Below are 18635 nucleotides of genomic sequence, written 5' to 3'. Positions count from 1 at the left end.
CCACACAAATAACCTTTCAGTTACTTTCCCTTAACTTCCATTAGCATTATAAAGTAACAGAAATGAGGTACCTATGAAAATATTGCTCAAACAAGCCATTGTATACCCTATTACATCTCAAAAGTTTCAAGGAGATGTACTCGTTACAGGAGAGCGAATTACCGAGGTCAAACCTTTTATTCCACCTACTCAAGATATGACCGTTATAGATGCACGAGCACTCCATCTCTTACCTGGCTTTATTGATGTCCATACTCACCTTGGTCTCTATGATGAAGGTACTGGTTGGGCTGGAAATGATGCCAATGAAACATCTGAAGTTTCAACACCACATATTCGTTCTTTAGATGGAATCCATCCTTTCGATATTGCCTTTCAAGACGCTGTACAAAACGGAATTACAACCGTTCACGTTATGCCTGGCAGTCAAAATATTATCGGGGGTACTACTTGTGTAATAAAAACAGCTGGAACTTGTATTGATCATATGATTATTCAAGAACCTGCTGGTTTAAAGATTGCCTTTGGAGAAAATCCTAAAAAAGTCCATAGTAATGGAACAAAAGAATCCATTACACGTATGGGGATTATGGGGTTACTTCGGGAATCATTCTATGAAGCACAACATTACGGGCACGAAGCTGATTTTCGAATGCTTCCTATTCTAAAAGCATTACGTCGTGAAATACCCGTACGTATCCACGCTCACCGAGCAGATGATATTAGTTCTGCTCTACGCTTTGCAACAGAATTCAATCTCGATTTACGCATTGAACATTGCACAGAAGGACACTTTATTGTTGAAGAACTTTCAAAACACAATTTGAAGGTTTCAGTTGGTCCCACTCTGACACGCCGTTCTAAAATCGAACTAAAAAATAAAACATGGGATACTTACCATATATTATCAAAAAATGGTGTGGAAGTTTCTATCACAACAGATCATCCTTATACACCCATTCAATATTTAAATGTTTGCGCTGCTGTTGCAGTAAGAGAAGGGTTAGACGAGAAAACAGCACTAGAAGGAATCACCATATTCCCAGCACGAAATTTGCGTTTAGAGGATAGAATTGGAAGCATCGAGGTTGGAAAAGACGCCGATCTCGTGCTATGGACTCATCATCCTTTCCATTATTTAGCCAAGCCTGTACTAACTATGATTGATGGAAAAATAATTTACAAAAAAAATAAAAAAAACTAGTTTATTTTTTTGACTAGATAAAGTATTATACGATTATAAACTGAATGAAACCATAATCAATTTGTGTCGTGATTATCATTTTCAAATTGATGAATGGGGAAGGCAAATGGTGCGCCACCAGCGTTAGAAACTGGTTCTAGTGGGTTCGATTCCCACCCCGAAATTTTTTAAAGATTGATATAAAAATTTCGAGGGTGGGGTGTTTTTTCGTCATGCTACCCTCGTGTGAGGAGGAGTTAGTATGTTGAAAAAACGCGACTTACACGACAGCCACGTTCTATACGAGTTAATGGTGGATCCAGCTGTCTTCCCTTTTGTGCGTCAAAAGGCTTATTCTTATGAAGAATATTTATTCTTAACGAAACAAACGATTGAAGCTGAAGAGCGTGGTGAATTAATTTCACGCACAATTTTAGATGAATGGGGTAACCCTATCGGAACAATCACTTTATTTGATGTGCAAGAAAAAGCTGGATTTCTCGGGACATGGCTTGGCAAACCATATCATGGAAAAGGCTATAACAAATTGGCAAAAGATTCATTTTTTAGTGAACTTTTCTATGAATTAGATATTGAAACAATTTTCATGCGTATTCGTAAAATAAATATTCGTTCTATTAAAGCTGCAGAAAAACTGCAATATGTGAATCTAGCAAACGAAACAAGAAAAGCCGTATATGATGAAATTAACGCAAACGAAGAAGTGTATAACTTATATGAAATTCCAAAAGATCAATACACACTTGCTACAATGCGAGATACAACCTTCCAAGATGCTCATCAATTAAAAGAAGCGTAATCTAAATTTTCTGAAATGATAATCAATCGTTAACATTTTCCATATGCGTATATCCCCTCATGTCTTTGGAAACGATAAATAGTAACTTTAAGACACGAGGTGATTTGTAATGGATAAAAAGAAACGTGATAAAGCAAAAAACACATTATCTAGTACACAAGAAGTTCTCTATCAACGCGAATTTCAAAAAGCAGATCGTGCAGCAGGATATCGCTCGAAAAGCATTTAAAGTGAAAATGAATAATTAGAAGTTTCCCCCCTAATTATTCATTTTCATTACATAATTTTCTCGACTGATAGAAGTAAGCAAAAAAGCCCCTTATACATAAGGGACTTTTTTGCTGTGGACAACTTTATCCACAAAACCGATGAAATTGTTAGTAATTTTCAAAAACATTTAATATTTTTCTATATTAAAGCATATATCAGCTGTTTTAATTGTGGATATTTTTCTAAAAATTGTGGACAATGTGGATATAGTTGTTAATATTCCGACTTTACTGTTTAATGAAAGCGCAATCCTTTTGTGGATAACTCACTAAATTTTCTTTAAAAATAATAAAGAACCCTCTTTACATATACAAAGAGGGTTTCATATTAAGTAAAAGATTGTGCAAGAGCAGGTGATTTAATAGGTATATGACGCGGTTCTGCATGATTTTCCGCCAAAATTGCATCTACAATATGGCCAGCTGGCTCTGGAAGATAGATGCTTTTCATTGCTTCTTTCATTTGAAGAAGCTTCACATCATCTTGTAATAATGCCTCTGTTTTTGCAAAAACCTCACTATCATCGCGAATGACAACTGCTGCTCCCTTTCTTTCAAAGTACATCGCATTTTCATTTTCTTGTCCTGGAACAGGCTTATATAAAATGACAGGTACTTGCAACGCTGCTGCTTCACTTAATGTTATTCCGCCTGGCTTCGTAATCATACAAGAAGTAACACGGAATAATTCATCAATATTTTCAACATACCCAAACACTTTTAATGCATCGGAATTTTGCTTCTGTAAACTTAATAAATCCTGTTTTAAAGCTTCATTTTTCCCACAAACGACAACTACTTGTAAATTAGGCACTGACATAAATGATTGGCATAGTTCTTTTACATTTCCTAATACCCCATGAGCACCTGCTACAATTAGTAAAATCTTTTTATTCTTACATAACTGATATTTATTATATATGATTTCTGGATTTACCTTTAACTCAAAACTACTCCGAATTGGAATTCCTGTTTCAACAATTTGTTCCGCAGGTACACCGATATCAACCATCAATTCTTTCACATGATCCGTTGCAACAAAATAACGATCTACTTCTCGATGAATCCATATTTTGTGCACGCAAAAATCCGTTAATACATTATAGACAGGAATTGAAATACCTGTTTGTTTCTTTAATTCTGGTACAGCGATAATTGGAAATGTATTAATTACAATATCTGGTTTCTCCACCTGTAAAAGTGTTTTCAAACGTTTCCTTCCAAAGTTCGCATACCAAGATGCTATTTTCTTATCATAAATTTTTTCTACCCCGTAATAAAACAAACGATATAATTCTTTTCCTATTGTATAACTTTTTAAATATAGATATTTTGTAATGTCAGTTATAAATGGATGTGATTCTCCAAACAAGTCGCATACAATAACATCTTCAATTCCTTTTTGGCGAAATGTTTGTTCTAATGTTTTTGCTACTTGCACATGACCATTACCGTAATGTGCAGTTAATATTAAAACCTTGGGGTTTTTTATCAAACAAATCCACTCCTAGCTTTTTGTTTCTCCATATTGCATATACGACAATAGGAAAAACATTTTCCTTAAAAATTACATAAACAGATTCTAATAATTCCCTTTCAGCTATGTACCTGTCGTGGATATGCAAAGCATATAAGATTGACCCCTTAATCCTATCTGTGCTCATATCTTTACATTATACTTTCCTATAAGAGCTTTCGCAATAACTTACAAATGTTCTCTATTCCATGATACTCACTCTTTTACTTCTTAATTCTTTTTACTATTTTGATTTCCCTTTACAATTATGTAAATTTCTCCATTTATTCCGTACAAAATTATGGATATTCTACTTTCAGTATACTCTTTTATCAATATATACTCTAGATTTTATTGTAAAGAAAGCAAAAAGCCTAATCCAATATTTGGATTAGACCGCTTGTAAAATATATTTAGCATGTTCTACATTTTTCTCAGTAGGTGGTTCTACATTTGCGAGTGGATACTTGTGTCCAAGCGCCTCCCATTTATATACACCAAGCTTATGATATGGTAACACTTCAACTTTTTGAACATTAGACAGACTTTGAATAAAGCTAGATAGTTTTTGTAGATCCTCTTCATTATCCGTAACACCAGGAACTAATACGTGTCGTACCCAAATCGGTTTATTCTTATCCGATAAATAACGAGCAAATTGTAAAATATGTTCATTTGGTTTCCCTGTTAATTTACGATGCTTTTTGGAATCGATATGTTTCAGATCCAATAAAACTAAATCTGTATAATCCATTAAAATATCTAGCTTATTTTGGAATTCTGGTTCCTCAGAATAACAACCACCAGAAGAGTCGATTGTTGTATGGATACCAGCCTCTTTACACTTTTTAAACAACTCAATTAAAAAGTCTAGCTGTAATAATGGCTCTCCACCGCTAACTGTTATACCGCCTCCGGAAGCTTCAATAAATGGAAGGTAACATGTCACATCCTGCATCACTTCTTCAACTGTTATTTCTTTACCTTTACCGATTTCCCACGTATCAGCATTATGACAATATTGACAACGTAATAAACACCCTTGTGTAAATATGACATAACGAATCCCTGGGCCATCAACAGTACCACAAGACTCTACAGAATGTATTCTTCCTTTTACCATGTTACTTCCTCCTTTATTGAAACAGCCTCCCTTCGCTATATATTAAGAGCGAAGGGACACTTTTTTCATTTACATGCTTTCATGCATTGTACGGTTAATTACATCAATTTGTTGTTCACGAGTTAATTTAATAAAGTTTACAGCGTAACCAGATACGCGAATTGTTAATTGTGGATATTTCTCAGGATGTTCCATTGCATCCATTAATGTTTCACGGTTAAATACGTTAATATTTAAGTGGTGGCCTTCTTTTACTGCATAGCCATCAAGCATTGATACTAAGTTACGTACTTGTACATCATCTTCTTTACCAAGTGCTTTCGGAATAATAGAGAATGTATTAGAAATACCATCTTGTGCATCTTCATATGGTAATTTAGCCACAGATAATAATGAAGCTAATGCACCTTTTGTATCACGTCCATGCATTGGGTTCGCACCTGGTGCAAATGGTTCTCCAGTACGGCGGCCATCTGGAGTATTACCAGTTTTCTTACCGTATACAACGTTAGATGTGATTGTTAAGATTGACATTGTATGAACAGAATTTCTGTATGTTTTATGTTTACGAAGTTTATTCATAAATGTTTTTACAAGATTTACAGCAATCTCATCTACACGATCATCATTGTTACCGTATTTAGGGAAATCTCCTTCAATCTTGAAGTCAACTGCAATACCATTTTCATCACGAATTGGTTTTACTTTTGCGTATTTAATTGCACTTAATGAATCTGCTACTACAGATAGACCAGCAATACCTGTTGCCATTGTACGAAGAACGTTTGTATCATGAAGTGCCATTTCAATACGTTCATAGCTATATTTATCATGCATGTAATGGATAACATTTAATGTGTTTAAATATAGACCCGCCAACCATTCCATTGTCATATCAAACTTATGCATAACTTCTTCATAATTTAATACTTCAGAAGTAATTGGTGCGTACTCAGGACCAACTTGTGCTTTAGATTTTTCATCTTTACCACCGTTAATCGCATATAGTAATGCTTTTGCTAAGTTTGCACGTGCGCCGAAGAATTGCATTTGTTTACCAATTCTCATTGCAGATACGCAACATGCAATACCGTAGTCATCGCCGTAGTCAGCACGCATAATGTCATCATTTTCATATTGAATTGCTGATGTTTTAATAGACATTTTCGCACAGTAGTTTTTAAAGTTCTCTGGTAATTGTTTAGACCAAAGAACTGTTAAGTTTGGTTCTGGAGCTGGTCCTAAATTATCTAATGTATGCAAGAAACGGAATGAGTTCTTTGTTACTAATGGACGACCATCTAATGCCATACCACCGATAGACTCAGTTACCCAAGTTGGGTCACCAGAGAATAATTCATTATAATCAGGTGTTCTTGCAAATTTCACAAGACGTAATTTCATAATGAAGTGATCTACAATTTCTTGTACTTCTTCTTCTGTTAAAGTACCATTTGCTAAATCTCTTTCAATGTAAATATCTAAGAATGTAGAAGTACGTCCAAGACTCATTGCAGCTCCGTTTTGCTCTTTAATTGCTGCAAGATATGCGAAGTATAACCATTGGAATGCTTCTTGCGTGTTTGTTGCTGGCTTAGAAATATCGAAGCCATGAGAAGCAGCCATTTGTTTTAACTCTTGAAGTGCACGCATTTGCTCAGATAATTCTTCGCGTAAACGCATTGTCTCTTCGCTCATTACACCGCCAGTTAAATTTAAATCAGCTTTTTTCGCTTCAATTAAATGATCTACCCCATATAACGCTACGCGGCGATAGTCACCGATAATACGTCCACGTCCGTATGCATCTGGAAGACCAGTAATAACACCTGACTTACGAGCAGCTCTCATTTCTGGTGTATAAGCATCAAATACACCTTGGTTATGAGTTTTTCTCCAATCTCTAAAAATACGACTAAGTTCTTTATCCATTTCGTATCCATAAGATTCACAAGCTTGTTCTGCCATACGAATACCACCATATGGTTGTAAAGAACGCTTAAACGGTTTATCAGTTTGGAAACCGACTACTTTTTCAATATCTTTATTTAAGTATCCTGGGTCATGTGATGTAATAGAAGAAACAATTTTTGTATCCATATCAAGAACGCCACCGTTTTCACGTTCTTTTGTTGTTAAATCCATTACTTGATCCCAAAGTTGTTTCGTTGCTTCAGTTGCTTCTGCTAAGAAAGATTCGTCCCCTTCGAAAACGTTTACATTATTTAAAATGAAATCGCGAACATCAATCTCTGCTTTCCATTTTTCACCTTTAAAGTTTTCCCATGCGTTTTTAACATTTTCTAATACTTGAGTCATCCTAATCTCCTCCATTTTTGATTAGTACAGGACTAAGATTTTTTATATAACAGCTTACACACTTAGAATACTACTTTTTTACGAAAGTGAACGAAATAGTTGTGACATGTTTGTGAAATGTTGAGCAAACTACTATATATATAGTGTTAACTTCATTTAAAAGTCTTTAAAATTAACTCTTTCCTTAATTGTATTTTTTTGGTACCCTTATATACGAGTCCTATTTTGTAATATAAGAACAATACCCATTGTAGAGCTGTAATACTCTTATCTCCTAATCTGTTATAGTTTTTATAACAGAACAAAAAAGTGTACACATGTTGTACACTTTTTTTGTTACTTCTATAAAACATCTCTTTTTCTATTGCCATCATAGAATCCGCCACGATTGTCTGTTAATGCAATTATTTGCTCTAGTCCCTCTATATGATCACCTATAATTCGAAGTACAGCTGGAGGGTGACCTATTTTTGCGAAATGTTCACTGGGACGAATACGATTCATCTTATCAACCTCAACACGATATACACATGCAATTTCAAATCCAGAAAGAAGAGCCTTCACTTGTGCTACACAAGGTGACAATAAAGATTTATACCCAATTGCTTTCAAACACTTTTGGCTAAATGCATTAGGTACCGCAATAAGTGAGCCTACCCCTAAATCCTTTCTATCACAAGCTAAATTTAGTGCATATTTAAATGCAGTTACAAGATGAAGCGGTACTCTTAAATCTAAATAATGATTTAAATCATTTAATGCGACGTCCTTTCCATCTGCTATAGCTTTTGCAAAAGGATATAGCTCACTCGCTGGAATAACAAAATCGCCGTCTATAAATAACACAATTTCTCCTTTTGCAAAATACGTTCCAAGTGAGCGCCCTACATCATTTCCGAGTGCTTCTTTATATACAATTGTCGTTGCCCCTTTGTCTTTTGCAATTTTTTTCGTTTTATCTGACGAACCATTTACGACAACGATAATTTCGAAGGGTTCAATTTTGCGAAGCTCTTCTATAACGTTTCCAATTGTTTTCTCTTCATCTTGTACGGGAATAACAACAGATAGTTGCTTTCCTTTATACAAATTAGATGTGACACCCCATCCTTGATAAAACTCTTCAAAACTTAAAGTATGATAGACACTATCCCTTTTCCTATTTCCATCATAATATCCTCCGCGCTCATCACTGCTTAATATCCGTGCCGCTACTGCTTCTATATGATCACCTATCATTCTTTTTTCAGATTGGGAAAGATTTGTTCCATATGCAGCATGCTGGAATGGACGAAATTTATTTGGCGTAATAACGTCAATGGCGCAATGACGACTAATTCTCCATTTACTTTGAAGTAGGCGTAAATGAGCCACAATAGGATTAACAAAACATTCATATCCGATGCTTTGAACGACTTCTTTCGTCAGCGCATGAGGTACATCTAATAAAGAATTAATTTTTAATTCTTCACGCTCTAACATTGCATTTAATATTTGGCGCCATACTGTAATAGAAGTAGGTTTTTGCCTTTTTAAAAATAATGCATCCAAATTATTTAAAACTACATCTGCCTGATCGTATAAAATCGGATTAAGGAATAATTTTAATTTTGAAGTTTGAATAGCAAAATCACCATCTATAAATAGTAATACATCACCTATCGCATGTTTTGCGCCGACTGCACGTCCAACATCGTTCCCTAGTAGCTCTGTATGTTTGATTACTTTACACCCTAAACGATCTGCAACATCTTCTGTTCCATCATTACAACCGTTTGCTACTACAATAATTTCTACTGGATTTAATGGTCTTACCGATTGAATAACGTCTGAAATCGTATCGACCTCATTACATGCAGGAATAATAACAGATAATGACTTAGCCATTGTTTTGTTCACGAAACCACTTAATTGTTTCCTTCAATCCGTTTTCCCACGTTACTTTCGCTTGAAATTGAACAAGCTCTTTTAATTTTGTTACGTCTGGTCTTCTATTTGGAATTTCTTCAAAACCATAAGGATATACTTTTTCAAAAGGCACTTGTACAATCTTTGAAGAAGAATTCGTTAATTTTTTAATTACTTCTGCTACTTCTTTTATGCTCTTTTCATTCTCAGAACCTATATTAATAATCTCACCATTTACCTTCTCATCCATTGCCCGAATCGTTGCCTCTACCGCATCACTTACATACGTAAAGCAACGTGTCTGCTTTCCATCTCCATATACGAGAATGTCTTCTCCTTGCAAAGCCGCACTAATAAATCGCGGGATTACCCCTGCATACGGACCATCTTTCGCTCTTGGACCATAAATATTAAAATATCGAACAATCGTTACCGGTAAACCTTCTAATGCGTATCCTAAACATAATGTCTCTTCCAACGTTTTACAAACTGCATAACTCCAACGAATTTTAGAAGTTGCCCCGTATAATCGATCTCCCTCTTCAGAGAAAGGCGGCTTGGCCTTACCATATACTTCTGAAGTAGAAGCAAAAACTACTTTCTTCTTTCCTTTTAACGCTGCTTGTAAAATATTTCTCGTCCCATCAAAATTCGTTTCTATGAGCTCTATACTTTTTTCCATTGTTGTTTTCACACCTAAAATTGCTGCTAAATGAAACACGACATCATGCTGATCTACTAATTCATAAATAGAATTTTTATCTAAAACACTTATTGGAATAACACGGATTTTTTTCATTAACTCTTCATGGTACTTATTTTTACCTTTATAAAAGTTATCCACAACAGTGACCTCATAACCTCTTCTCATCAACTCTTCAGCTAAATGCGACCCGATAAATCCGGCCCCACCTGTAATTAAACATTTCTTACTCATTTACTCACCTTCTTTACAATCCCGCGTGTATCTATTACTCGGTCCATTCCTTTAAAAAGCTTCCAATCAATATTAGAATGATCCGTTAAAATTAAAATACAATCCGCTTTTTTAACTTTTTCTTCATCTAAAGAAACAGATTGATACACCTTATCTCCAATTTCCGCGAAAGAAATATAAGGATCATGATATTCTATCTCGTATCCTTGATTTCTTAATAATTGAATAATCGGTAACGCTGGTGATTCTCTCAAATCATTTACATCTTTCTTATAAGCAATTCCTACAATTAAAACTGATGCAGGTGATTGCACCATGCCTTTTACTTTTCGGACTATTTTCTCTGGCATTTCTTCATTAATTATATGTGCTGCCTCAATTAATTGACTAATTGCCCCATTCTTTTTTATTCTCCATTGAAAATATAAAGGGTCTACTGGAATGCAATGTCCTCCTATTCCTGGTCCTGGCCAATATGGGGTAAATCCAAACGGTTTTGTAGATGCGGCTTCAAGCGCCTCATAAAAATCAATTCCTAAACTTTCACATAGTGTGTTTAGTTCATTTACTAAAGAAATGTTAACTAAGCGCTGAATATTTTCAAATAGCTTGCACATCTCTGCTACTTTCGGAGAGCTAACAGGTACAACTTCGTCAAAAATGGTACTATATAAATCCTGTACCTTTTGTCTACACTTTTCTGTTTGTCCACTAATAACTTTTGGAATAGCTTGAACTGAATATTGACTATTTGCTGGATCAATTCTCTCAGGGGAATATCCGATATAGAAATCTTCCCCTACCTTGTTACTATTTTGAGAAATAATAGGTAGGATGACTTCTTCAAGTGTGCCTGGATATGTGGAGCTTTCAAAAATGAAGGTTTGTCCTTTTTGAAGGTTTTGTTGTATATAATGCGAAGCTGAAATGAGGGCACTTAAGTCTGGTTCTCTTTGTTCATTAATTGGAGTCGGGACGGTGACAATAACATAATCACTATTTTGAAAATCAGCAATGCCTTGATCCGGTGTGTTTACTGTTAATTTTTTTTTCGTCAATAAACTTTGTAACTCTTTAGAAGAAACATCTGGAATATAACTTTCTCCTTTTATAATTGAGTCTATTTTTCTAATATCTTTATCTAATCCAAGTACTGTATGCCCTCTTTCTGCAAAATGTACCGCTAAAGGAAGGCCAACATACCCTAACCCAATAATAGCTACTTTACTACTATTCATTTGTATTCTCTTCTTCCCTTCTCAATTGTTGAATGATATCTCTATCTCTATCTCCATCAGTAAAGCCACCACGTTCGTCCGTACGTTGTAATAAATACGTAACCGCCTCAAGTTGATCACCGAAAATACGATCAAACGCTGAAATACGCCCATTTACAAATTCGTGTTGCTCTGGACGTACTCGATTTGTTTTTATAACATCTACTAACTCTACTGTTGTAATAGAGAATCCTTCTAAAATAGCTTTCACTTGTGCTAATGGCGGAATGATAAGGGAGTCATATCCTATTCTCTCTATTACCTTCTTATGCATGGCATGTGGTACAGCAGTTAGTGAGTTATTCCATAAATCTGGTCTTTTCGCTACCAAATTCAAAAAGTATTTTCCCATACTAATTGGATCTGCTGGATGAAACATATCTAATAAGCATTGTAAATCATTTAACACCACGTCATTTCCATCTTCAACAGCATGTAAAAATGGAGTGAGTTTTTTTGCTGGAATAACAAAATCACCATCAACGAATAAACAAATATCTGCCGTAGCATGCATGGCCCCTATTGCTCTTGCTACATTATGTCCAAGCGCCTTCGTAAATTCAACTACAATAACATTCTCTAGCTTTGCCTGTTTAACAGTCTCAACATCTGCTCCATTCGCGACAACTATAATTTCATCTACACCTGCTTCTTTCACTTCTTGTATAACAGACCTTATAGTTATTTTTTCTTCTGATACCGGGATAATGGCACTATATTTCGCTTTTTTCTTTTGTAATAAAACTGGTTTATACTTTCCTACAAACGCTCTATCTCTATTGTCCTCTGAAAAACCACCGCGATTACCGTATGTTTCGATTACGTATTGTAAAGCACGCAAATGATCACCCATAATACGACTAGTCGCTTTCGGATAAGGAGAGCCAGGTGATGTGCCCGTATGGACAGGACGAACTTTATTTGTGTAAATGACATCAACTGAAGCCATATCAGAAATATCTACTCCTCTAGACATCGCCATTGCTTGAAATAATGCTGGATCTGCTAAATTCCACCACCCCAGTTTTTCAATCACTTTACGACTTATCGCATGTGGTATTGCAATTAAAGATCCTACAACAAACTCCTTCTTGTTCAAATAACGATTTAACATATATTTTCCAACCGTCGTATAATGCGGTCTCATCTTCAAATAAACGGACCATGTTAAATTATTTAAAACAATCTCATGTCCTTGCTGTATTCCTTTAATAAAATTGTATAATTCTTCACTTTTCATGACGATATCACCATCTAAAAATAAAACAATTTCACCTTTTGCTTCTCTAGCACCAATTGCCCGTCCCACATCATTACCAAGGGAATATCTATAATAAATCACACGGCAATTATGCTGTAGCGCTATTTCTTTCGTACCATCTGTCGATCCATTATCTACTATGATAATTTCATATGGTTCGAGCTTTCTTACTTCTCCTAAAACTTTTGATAAAGTACTTGCTTCATTATGCACTGGAATAACAACTGACACTCTCATACTTGTATCACTCTTACCCTTCCAAGCGAACATAAGCAATAATAGGAATACGCACAATTACATCTTCTGGTGGTCCATAAGAAGGAGAAGTACGAACAATTACTGCCCCATCCGTCACAGATAAAAGAACGCCTGCAATGATTTCTACAGCTGTCACAACTTGTACTAGTTCCCCAACATGGTTACGTAATTCATCAGTAAATAACATATATAACGCTCCTTTCTTACGCTTCTTTAATTGATATAATACTTGTAAATGGTAATAAAACTTCTGTTCCTATTCCTTCTTGCAATGTTAAGAAGTCATCACCAACTGCTACAATAACGCCTGTTAACTGTCCCACTGTCACAGTAATTTCTACGTTTTTACCTAAATACTGCTCTGCAATTTCTTTAAAAGGTGATGTAGTACATTCTTTTAAAATGTTACAAATAATAGATTGAAATCTACTTGATTCAATAACTTCTTCAGTAGCTTGCTTAGAGTTTCTTTGAATAAATCTCGCGAAGTTTTGTGAAAATAAAAGTCTTTCCACAGCAGGTAATAACTTATTATCTAAAAAATAATCTAATTGCCTATTAAACACTCTCGATAATTTATGCCAATATTTTCTGAACAGACACATACACTTCTCCTCCTATTATTTTTAGATTATAAAATTTCACATCCATACATCTTAATGTATACAAAATAGATATTTTTGTGATAGGTAAGACATACATTTTCTAAAAGAAATATTTAGTTCAAGGCATAAAAAAAACTATCCAAAAGGATAGTTTCTTACACTTCAATATTCCGCAATATCGAATAAATATCGTTATTCACTTTACCAAATGATTTAATGTTATTTTGAATGTTAGATAATAAAACAACATATACACTACCATTTTTACTAAATCCGTTTAAGCAATTCCATCCTGGCATTACACCGTGATTCGAATAGCTTCCTGGGTCTACGTACCATCCAAACCCGTAATCCTTTTTTCCACCCGTAAACATTTGATCGTAACTCTCTTTTGAAATTAATTTACCAGAGAATAGTGCTTCGTTAAATAAATATAAATCATGCGCACTTGTGTATATATCACCACAACCATATAGTTGTGACATGCTCGGAATATTAGGTGTTGTCATATTATTATTTACTATTTTATAACCCGTTGATGGGAATCTTGTTTGTTCTAACGCTGTACCAAAACCAGAATGTTTCATACCCGCAATAGCAAAAATATGTTGTTTAATATATTCTTCGAGCGACTGTCCACTTACCTTCTCGGCAATGTATGCAAGTATAGAGTAGTTCGAATCAGAATACTTCCACTTCTCTCCTGGACCACCAATACGCTTTTGATTTCCTATCCGCTTTATCAGTTCTTCATGAGAAATATCTTCTTTTCCCTGCTCATATTCGGGAATCCCTGATGTATGTGTTAATAGATGTTTTAGCTGAATACTATTACCTTGAGGAAAATTTGGAATATACTTTGCAACAGTATCTTCTACTTGTAATTTATTTTGATCTTTCAACTGCATAATAGCAGTTGCTACAAATGCCTTTGAAATAGAACCAATATAAAAAGTCGTCTCTGAATTATTCGGTACTTTCTGTTCTTTATTTGCCATACCGTACCCTTTATTCAAAAGAACTTTTCCGTTCTTCACAATAACAGCTGTCCCGCTAAATCCTGCGTTTTGTAAATACTGGTCCAATTGAGCGTTTTCATTAATTTCTTGAGGTGGTCCCTCGGGAAGCTTCTCCACAGCTTGCGCTTGCTTCACTTGTTCTTCCTGCTCTTTTTGTTTTTGCTTCTGTACTTCTTGTTTCTTTTTTTCTTCTTTCTTTTTTAGCTCTTCTTGTTTCTTCATTTCTGCTGCCGCTTTTAAAGTTTCTTCTTTCTTATTATGCGCAACAATTTTTGTATACATGAAATATACAAGTGATAATAGTAAGACGAGAATGATTGTTCTGTTTATGTATACAATCGGCCGACGTACTTTCCCATTCGCATTATTTTTTTCCTGATCCATAATTGCTTTTTTCCCCTTACTCACCAATAATTTAATTCCTTTACTAAAGATTCGTTTTAGTAGATTATGGATAATCCACTCTATATCATCCCTACTTTATCACGCACTGCACATATTACCAACCTATATGTACAAAAAAGAAAAAGAAAATTTACAAAAGTAAGATTCCCGTTAAATTATTAACAAAAAAAGAGGATATCCTCTAAAAAATTGATGTTATCAATCTTTTTGGACATCCTCTTATCTCATTATTTATACGTGTTTTTTCATATCATCGGCAACAGATTCAACATTTGTACCTACGATAACTTGGACACTTGTATTACTTAATTTCATAACACCTTTTGCACCAGCACGTTTTAATGCTGCTTCATTTACTTGACCAGCATCTTTTACTTGTAAGCGTAGACGTGTTGCACAGTTATCAATAACTGTTAAGTTTTCTTTTCCGCCTAAAGCTGCTACGTAAGTTTCACCAATTGAACCTGCAACTGGTGCCTCACCATCTTCAACTAACTCATCGTCATCTTCACGACCAGGAGTTTTTAAATCGAACTTCTTAATTAAGAAGTAGAATACTATGAAATAAATTGCTGCGTAAATTAAGCCGATACCTGCTAGTAAGACTGGTTTTGTTGCAATACCGAAGTTTAAAGCGTAATCGATTGCACCGGCACTAAATGAGAAACCATCATGAATGCCAAGCGATGTTGTAATGAATAAAGAAAGACCTGTTAGTACAGCATGAATACCATATAATACTGGTGATAAGAACATGAATGAGAATTCAATAGGCTCTGTAATACCAGTTAAGAATGAAGTTAATGCTAGACCAGCTAACATACCAGTAACTGCTTTACGCTTTTCTGGTTTAGCAGCTGCAATCATTGCGAAACATGCTGCTGGTAAACCGAACATCATAACTGGGAAGAAACCAGTCATAAACATACCTGCTGTTTTGTCACCTGCAAGGAAACGAGCAATATCACCATTAACAACATTACCTGCTGCATTTGTAAAGTCCCCAAATACAAACCAGAAGTATGTGTTCATTACGTGGTGTAAACCAATTGGGATTAATAAACGGTTTAATAAACCAAATAATCCTGAACCAATTGCACCTAAATTAACAATTCCATGAGCTAATGCATCAATACCATTTTGAATTGTGGGCCAAATTTGTGCAAATAGAATTCCTAATATCAGCATCACGACTGATGTAACAATTGGAACGAAACGTTTTCCAGCAAAGAAACCTAACCATTCTGGAAGTTTAATCTTATGGAATTTATTATAAAGAAGTCCTGCTATAACACCAACAATAATACCACCTAAGACTTTCATATCTACTTTAGTCGATAATTCAGCAGCCTTAGATACTTGTGTCATTGTATCCGCAAGCTTAGATGGATCTACATTTGCGCTATTACCTATTAAATCTTGGACTTTACCTAATTTATCTTGTAATTCAGCAGTTGAATACCCTTTGCTAAGTGCATCAATACTATTTTTCATAACAAGATAACCAATTGCACCTGCAAGACCTGCTGCACCACTACCATCCACTGAAAGACCGATTGCAATACCAATTGCAAAAATAAGTGCTAAGTTATCAAAAACTGCTGCGCCGGCCTGTGCCATAACAGGAATATCAAATACATCTGGTTGCCCTAAACGAAGCAATAATCCTGCTGCTGGTAGTACTGCGATCGGAAGCATTAAAGCTTTACCAATACGTTGTAAAAACTGCAACATTTTAATTCCCCCTAATCAAATTTATGAAATCGTTATCATTATAAGTACGCTTTAGAAAACGCTTTCTATTACATAACCATAATAACATATAGTTGTATAGATGTGTAGTTTTTATTTCTGAACTTTTTATGGATAAATCTCCTATTTCCAAACTGTTATATAAAAGGAAAATTCTCCTTTTTAAAATACAGAATACTCGAAACGAAAGACCTATTATAGCACATTGAACTTTCGTTTTATCATTCCACTTTTTCATGTTATTATTTATTTCCGAGCATATCGGGAAAAGTAAACTTAGTTAATTCAAAATAGGAGCGTTGGTACTATGCAGTGCATTGAAACAAACAACTTACAACAGTTGTTAGAACAAGTAAAACCATATACGAAAAAAGGAAAACTTGCTACTTATATCCCCGAACTAGGAAATGCAAATCCAGACGATTTAGGGATTGCCATTTTCCATAAAGAAACAGAATATATCCATGCAGGCAACTCACAAACACTATTTACTCTTCAAAGTATTTCCAAAGTAATTACACTTGCCCTTGCCCTTTTAGACCGTGGTGAAGAATATGTATTTTCTAAAGTTGGAATGGAACCAACGGGTGACCCATTTAATTCTATTATTAAGTTAGAAACGACAAGTCCATCCAAACCCCTTAATCCAATGATAAATGCAGGGGCTTTAGCTATTACAAGCATGCTAGCAGGAAAAGATAACGAGGAAAAAATGGAACGTATTCTTCATTTTGTACGTGAAATAACAGATAATCCTACTATTAATTATTCCTCTAAAGTTGCCGATTCAGAACTAGAGACAGCTTACCTAAACCGTTCACTTTGTTATTATATGAAACAAAACGGAATTATCGATTGTGATATTGAAGAACTTATGGATTTATATACTCGTCAATGCGCAGTTGAAGTAAACTGCATCGATTTAGCACGTATCGGCTTAATTTTTGCAATGGATGGATATGATCCATATAAGAAAAAACAAATTATCCCTAAGCATATTACAAAAATTTGCAAAACATTTATGGTCACATGTGGTATGTATAACGAATCTGGTGAATTTGCAATTCGTGTTGGTATTCCTGCAAAAAGTGGTGTAGCCGGTGGTATTTTTGGCTGCGTAAAAGGAGACATGGGAATCGGTATTTTCGGACCAGCTTTAGATGCAAACGGAAATAGTATTGCCGGTTTTAAAATTCTTGAACTTCTTTCTGCTCAAGAAGGTTGGAGCATTTTTTAATCGTGAGTTATCCTGCTATACTAGCAGGATTTTTTATTTCGCCAAAACCTCACTTTTGTCAGTTATCAATCCTCTTACAAAAACAGTGCTGAAAGTTTCTCTATATCATGCATATTTGTTCCCCCCTCCTGAATAATATAGTACAACCTAGCGCTATATGTGGAGGTGTGAAAGATGAAACTAATATTTCAAATGGGAAAACAACCTGTTCTTGAAAAAACAATCCTTCTTTTTATATTGAGTATTGTAGAAAGCTTGAAGTTAAAAGTTGTTTCACTCGACGAAGCTCACCGATACATATTCAATTTAGAAGTACTTGAATTATTAATGGATCGGAACATCGATGATCAAGTACTTGAACTTATTCATTTCGGGATGGGACTTGAAGACATTTATCATGTGCTTCCTGAAGAACTTGAGCATACGATTGAGGAATTAAAGTGGCTTTGCATTCAAGTATTAAGTGAGTACAGTATGCATGAAGAATCCGAACAATTAATTGAAGATATACGGTAAAAAAGCACCTATGTAGGTGCTTTTAATGTTTTTTTAAACTATTTTTATACGCCTCAATATTTACTGGTAGCTCTTCCTCTTCCAAAGTATGTTCATTTACATCTTTATGAATGAACGCACCTTTAGGTGGTTGATGATCATGCCCTTTTTTCTTATGATCAAATGCTTTCCCGCGTCCCATACAAATCCCCCTTTCTTAAAAGAAATCCGTATTAGTATGGAGAAAAGTA

At 34.9% G+C, this 18635-nt stretch carries 18 protein-coding genes and 1 pseudogene; 5 read left to right on the top strand and 14 right to left on the bottom strand.

What is annotated here, in order from left to right; genetic code table 11:
* Positions 1–73 precede the first annotated feature (73 nt).
* The 3 genes from MHB52_RS02610 to MHB52_RS02600 all read left to right on the top strand — a co-directional run bounded on the left by MHB52_RS02610 (position 74) and on the right by MHB52_RS02600 (position 2232).
* Positions 74–1204, top strand: a complete 1131-nt coding sequence (locus MHB52_RS02610; RefSeq protein ID WP_000698314.1) for an amidohydrolase — start codon at positions 74–76, stop codon at positions 1202–1204.
* Positions 1205–1445: 241 nt separating this feature from the next.
* Positions 1446–2003 carry a GNAT family N-acetyltransferase gene (locus MHB52_RS02605; protein WP_000914737.1) on the top strand — a complete coding sequence of 186 codons (558 nt, stop codon included), beginning with the start codon at positions 1446–1448 and terminating at the stop codon, positions 2001–2003.
* A gap of 109 nt (positions 2004–2112) precedes the next feature.
* Entirely contained in the window at positions 2113–2232 is a 120-nt protein-coding gene (locus tag MHB52_RS02600; protein ID WP_000358482.1) for a YfhE family protein, read from the top strand.
* 368 nt (positions 2233–2600) lie between these two features.
* Here MHB52_RS02600 and MHB52_RS02595 read toward each other — a convergent pair whose 3' ends face one another.
* The 13 genes and pseudogenes from MHB52_RS02595 to MHB52_RS02535 form a co-directional block, all read right to left on the bottom strand.
* Complete coding sequence (locus MHB52_RS02595) at positions 2601–3767, bottom strand: diglucosyl diacylglycerol synthase (protein ID WP_000594688.1); 1167 nt, start codon at positions 3765–3767, stop codon at positions 2601–2603.
* 412 nt (positions 3768–4179) lie between these two features.
* Positions 4180–4911: a pyruvate formate-lyase-activating protein gene (pflA, locus tag MHB52_RS02590; protein ID WP_000238467.1), complete on the bottom strand. Its 732-nt coding sequence runs from the start codon at positions 4909–4911 to the stop codon at positions 4180–4182.
* A gap of 69 nt (positions 4912–4980) precedes the next feature.
* Positions 4981–7230, bottom strand: a complete 2250-nt coding sequence (gene pflB, locus MHB52_RS02585; RefSeq protein ID WP_044795654.1) for a formate C-acetyltransferase — start codon at positions 7228–7230, stop codon at positions 4981–4983.
* Positions 7231–7382: 152 nt separating this feature from the next.
* Complete coding sequence (locus MHB52_RS02580; RefSeq protein WP_016117126.1) at positions 7383–7604, bottom strand: hypothetical protein; 222 nt, start codon at positions 7602–7604, stop codon at positions 7383–7385.
* A complete protein-coding gene (locus MHB52_RS02575) occupies positions 7573–9117 on the bottom strand; it encodes a glycosyltransferase family 2 protein (protein WP_016117125.1) in 1545 nt (514 codons plus the stop codon). Before MHB52_RS02575 ends, MHB52_RS02580 begins: the two co-directional genes overlap by 32 nt.
* On the bottom strand, positions 9110–10075 hold the full coding sequence (locus tag MHB52_RS02570) for an NAD-dependent epimerase/dehydratase family protein (RefSeq protein ID WP_061663410.1): 966 nt from the start codon (positions 10073–10075) through the stop codon (positions 9110–9112). Before MHB52_RS02570 ends, MHB52_RS02575 begins: the two co-directional genes overlap by 8 nt.
* Positions 10072–11313, bottom strand: coding sequence for a nucleotide sugar dehydrogenase (locus MHB52_RS02565; protein ID WP_001088930.1), 1242 nt, complete (start codon positions 11311–11313; stop codon positions 10072–10074). The genes MHB52_RS02570 and MHB52_RS02565 overlap by 4 nt, the downstream gene beginning before the upstream one ends.
* The gene (locus MHB52_RS02560; protein WP_001266452.1) at positions 11306–12850 is read right to left on the bottom strand and encodes a glycosyltransferase family 2 protein; all 1545 of its coding nucleotides are present in this window, start codon (positions 12848–12850) and stop codon (positions 11306–11308) included. The genes MHB52_RS02565 and MHB52_RS02560 overlap by 8 nt, the downstream gene beginning before the upstream one ends.
* A 13-nt stretch (positions 12851–12863) precedes the next feature.
* Complete coding sequence (locus MHB52_RS02555; RefSeq protein WP_000899468.1) at positions 12864–13058, bottom strand: hypothetical protein; 195 nt, start codon at positions 13056–13058, stop codon at positions 12864–12866.
* 16 nt (positions 13059–13074) lie between these two features.
* Positions 13075–13476, bottom strand: coding sequence for a hypothetical protein (locus tag MHB52_RS02550; protein WP_061663407.1), 402 nt, complete (start codon positions 13474–13476; stop codon positions 13075–13077).
* A gap of 155 nt (positions 13477–13631) precedes the next feature.
* Positions 13632–14879 carry a serine hydrolase domain-containing protein gene (locus MHB52_RS02545; protein ID WP_000371845.1) on the bottom strand — a complete coding sequence of 416 codons (1248 nt, stop codon included), beginning with the start codon at positions 14877–14879 and terminating at the stop codon, positions 13632–13634.
* A gap of 252 nt (positions 14880–15131) precedes the next feature.
* The gene (gene nagE, locus MHB52_RS02540) at positions 15132–16634 is read right to left on the bottom strand and encodes an N-acetylglucosamine-specific PTS transporter subunit IIBC (RefSeq protein WP_000938893.1); all 1503 of its coding nucleotides are present in this window, start codon (positions 16632–16634) and stop codon (positions 15132–15134) included.
* A 141-nt stretch (positions 16635–16775) separates the two neighbouring features.
* A pseudogene (locus MHB52_RS02535) lies at positions 16776–16890 on the bottom strand (transcriptional regulator).
* 69 nt (positions 16891–16959) lie between these two features.
* On the opposite strand from MHB52_RS02535, the gene glsA reads away from it, so the two are divergent.
* Both glsA and MHB52_RS02525 read left to right on the top strand, forming a co-directional pair.
* Complete coding sequence (gene glsA / locus MHB52_RS02530; RefSeq protein WP_001149850.1) at positions 16960–17889, top strand: glutaminase A; 930 nt, start codon at positions 16960–16962, stop codon at positions 17887–17889.
* Between the two features lie 174 nt (positions 17890–18063).
* Positions 18064–18405: a DUF3969 family protein gene (locus MHB52_RS02525; RefSeq protein WP_000766604.1), complete on the top strand. Its 342-nt coding sequence runs from the start codon at positions 18064–18066 to the stop codon at positions 18403–18405.
* A 22-nt stretch (positions 18406–18427) separates the two neighbouring features.
* On the opposite strand, the gene MHB52_RS02520 is transcribed toward MHB52_RS02525, so the two are convergent.
* On the bottom strand, positions 18428–18586 hold the full coding sequence (locus tag MHB52_RS02520) for a hypothetical protein (RefSeq protein WP_000532409.1): 159 nt from the start codon (positions 18584–18586) through the stop codon (positions 18428–18430).
* Between the last annotated feature and the right edge of the window lie 49 nt (positions 18587–18635).

It is taken from the genome of Bacillus sp. FSL K6-0073 (assembly GCF_038006085.1).
In the GTDB taxonomy this organism is placed as follows: Bacteria; Bacillota; Bacilli; order Bacillales; family Bacillaceae_G; genus Bacillus_A; species Bacillus_A cereus.
The sequence above is the reverse complement of the archived record's forward strand: the minus strand, read 5'-3'. Positions and strand labels throughout refer to the sequence as shown.

Bases quoted from the DNA above. Each gene is read 5' to 3' on its own strand.
- pflB (WP_044795654.1), bottom strand. From the start codon at position 7,230: ATGACTCAAGTATTAGAAAATGTTAAAAACGCATGGGAAAACTTTAAA.
- glsA (WP_001149850.1), top strand. From the start codon at position 16,960: ATGCAGTGCATTGAAACAAACAACTTACAACAGTTGTTAGAACAAGTA.
- MHB52_RS02570 (WP_061663410.1), bottom strand. From the start codon at position 10,075: ATGAGTAAGAAATGTTTAATTACAGGTGGGGCCGGATTTATCGGGTCG.
- MHB52_RS02555 (WP_000899468.1), bottom strand. From the start codon at position 13,058: ATGTTATTTACTGATGAATTACGTAACCATGTTGGGGAACTAGTACAA.
- MHB52_RS02605 (WP_000914737.1), top strand. From the start codon at position 1,446: ATGTTGAAAAAACGCGACTTACACGACAGCCACGTTCTATACGAGTTA.
- MHB52_RS02580 (WP_016117126.1), bottom strand. From the start codon at position 7,604: ATGATGGCAATAGAAAAAGAGATGTTTTATAGAAGTAACAAAAAAAGT.
- nagE (WP_000938893.1), bottom strand. From the start codon at position 16,634: ATGTTGCAGTTTTTACAACGTATTGGTAAAGCTTTAATGCTTCCGATC.
- MHB52_RS02610 (WP_000698314.1), top strand. From the start codon at position 74: ATGAAAATATTGCTCAAACAAGCCATTGTATACCCTATTACATCTCAA.
- pflA (WP_000238467.1), bottom strand. From the start codon at position 4,911: ATGGTAAAAGGAAGAATACATTCTGTAGAGTCTTGTGGTACTGTTGAT.
- MHB52_RS02600 (WP_000358482.1), top strand. From the start codon at position 2,113: ATGGATAAAAAGAAACGTGATAAAGCAAAAAACACATTATCTAGTACA.
- MHB52_RS02575 (WP_016117125.1), bottom strand. From the start codon at position 9,117: ATGGCTAAGTCATTATCTGTTATTATTCCTGCATGTAATGAGGTCGAT.
- MHB52_RS02545 (WP_000371845.1), bottom strand. From the start codon at position 14,879: ATGGATCAGGAAAAAAATAATGCGAATGGGAAAGTACGTCGGCCGATT.
- MHB52_RS02520 (WP_000532409.1), bottom strand. From the start codon at position 18,586: ATGGGACGCGGGAAAGCATTTGATCATAAGAAAAAAGGGCATGATCAT.
- MHB52_RS02525 (WP_000766604.1), top strand. From the start codon at position 18,064: ATGAAACTAATATTTCAAATGGGAAAACAACCTGTTCTTGAAAAAACA.
- MHB52_RS02565 (WP_001088930.1), bottom strand. From the start codon at position 11,313: ATGAATAGTAGTAAAGTAGCTATTATTGGGTTAGGGTATGTTGGCCTT.
- MHB52_RS02560 (WP_001266452.1), bottom strand. From the start codon at position 12,850: ATGAGAGTGTCAGTTGTTATTCCAGTGCATAATGAAGCAAGTACTTTA.
- MHB52_RS02550 (WP_061663407.1), bottom strand. From the start codon at position 13,476: ATGTGTCTGTTCAGAAAATATTGGCATAAATTATCGAGAGTGTTTAAT.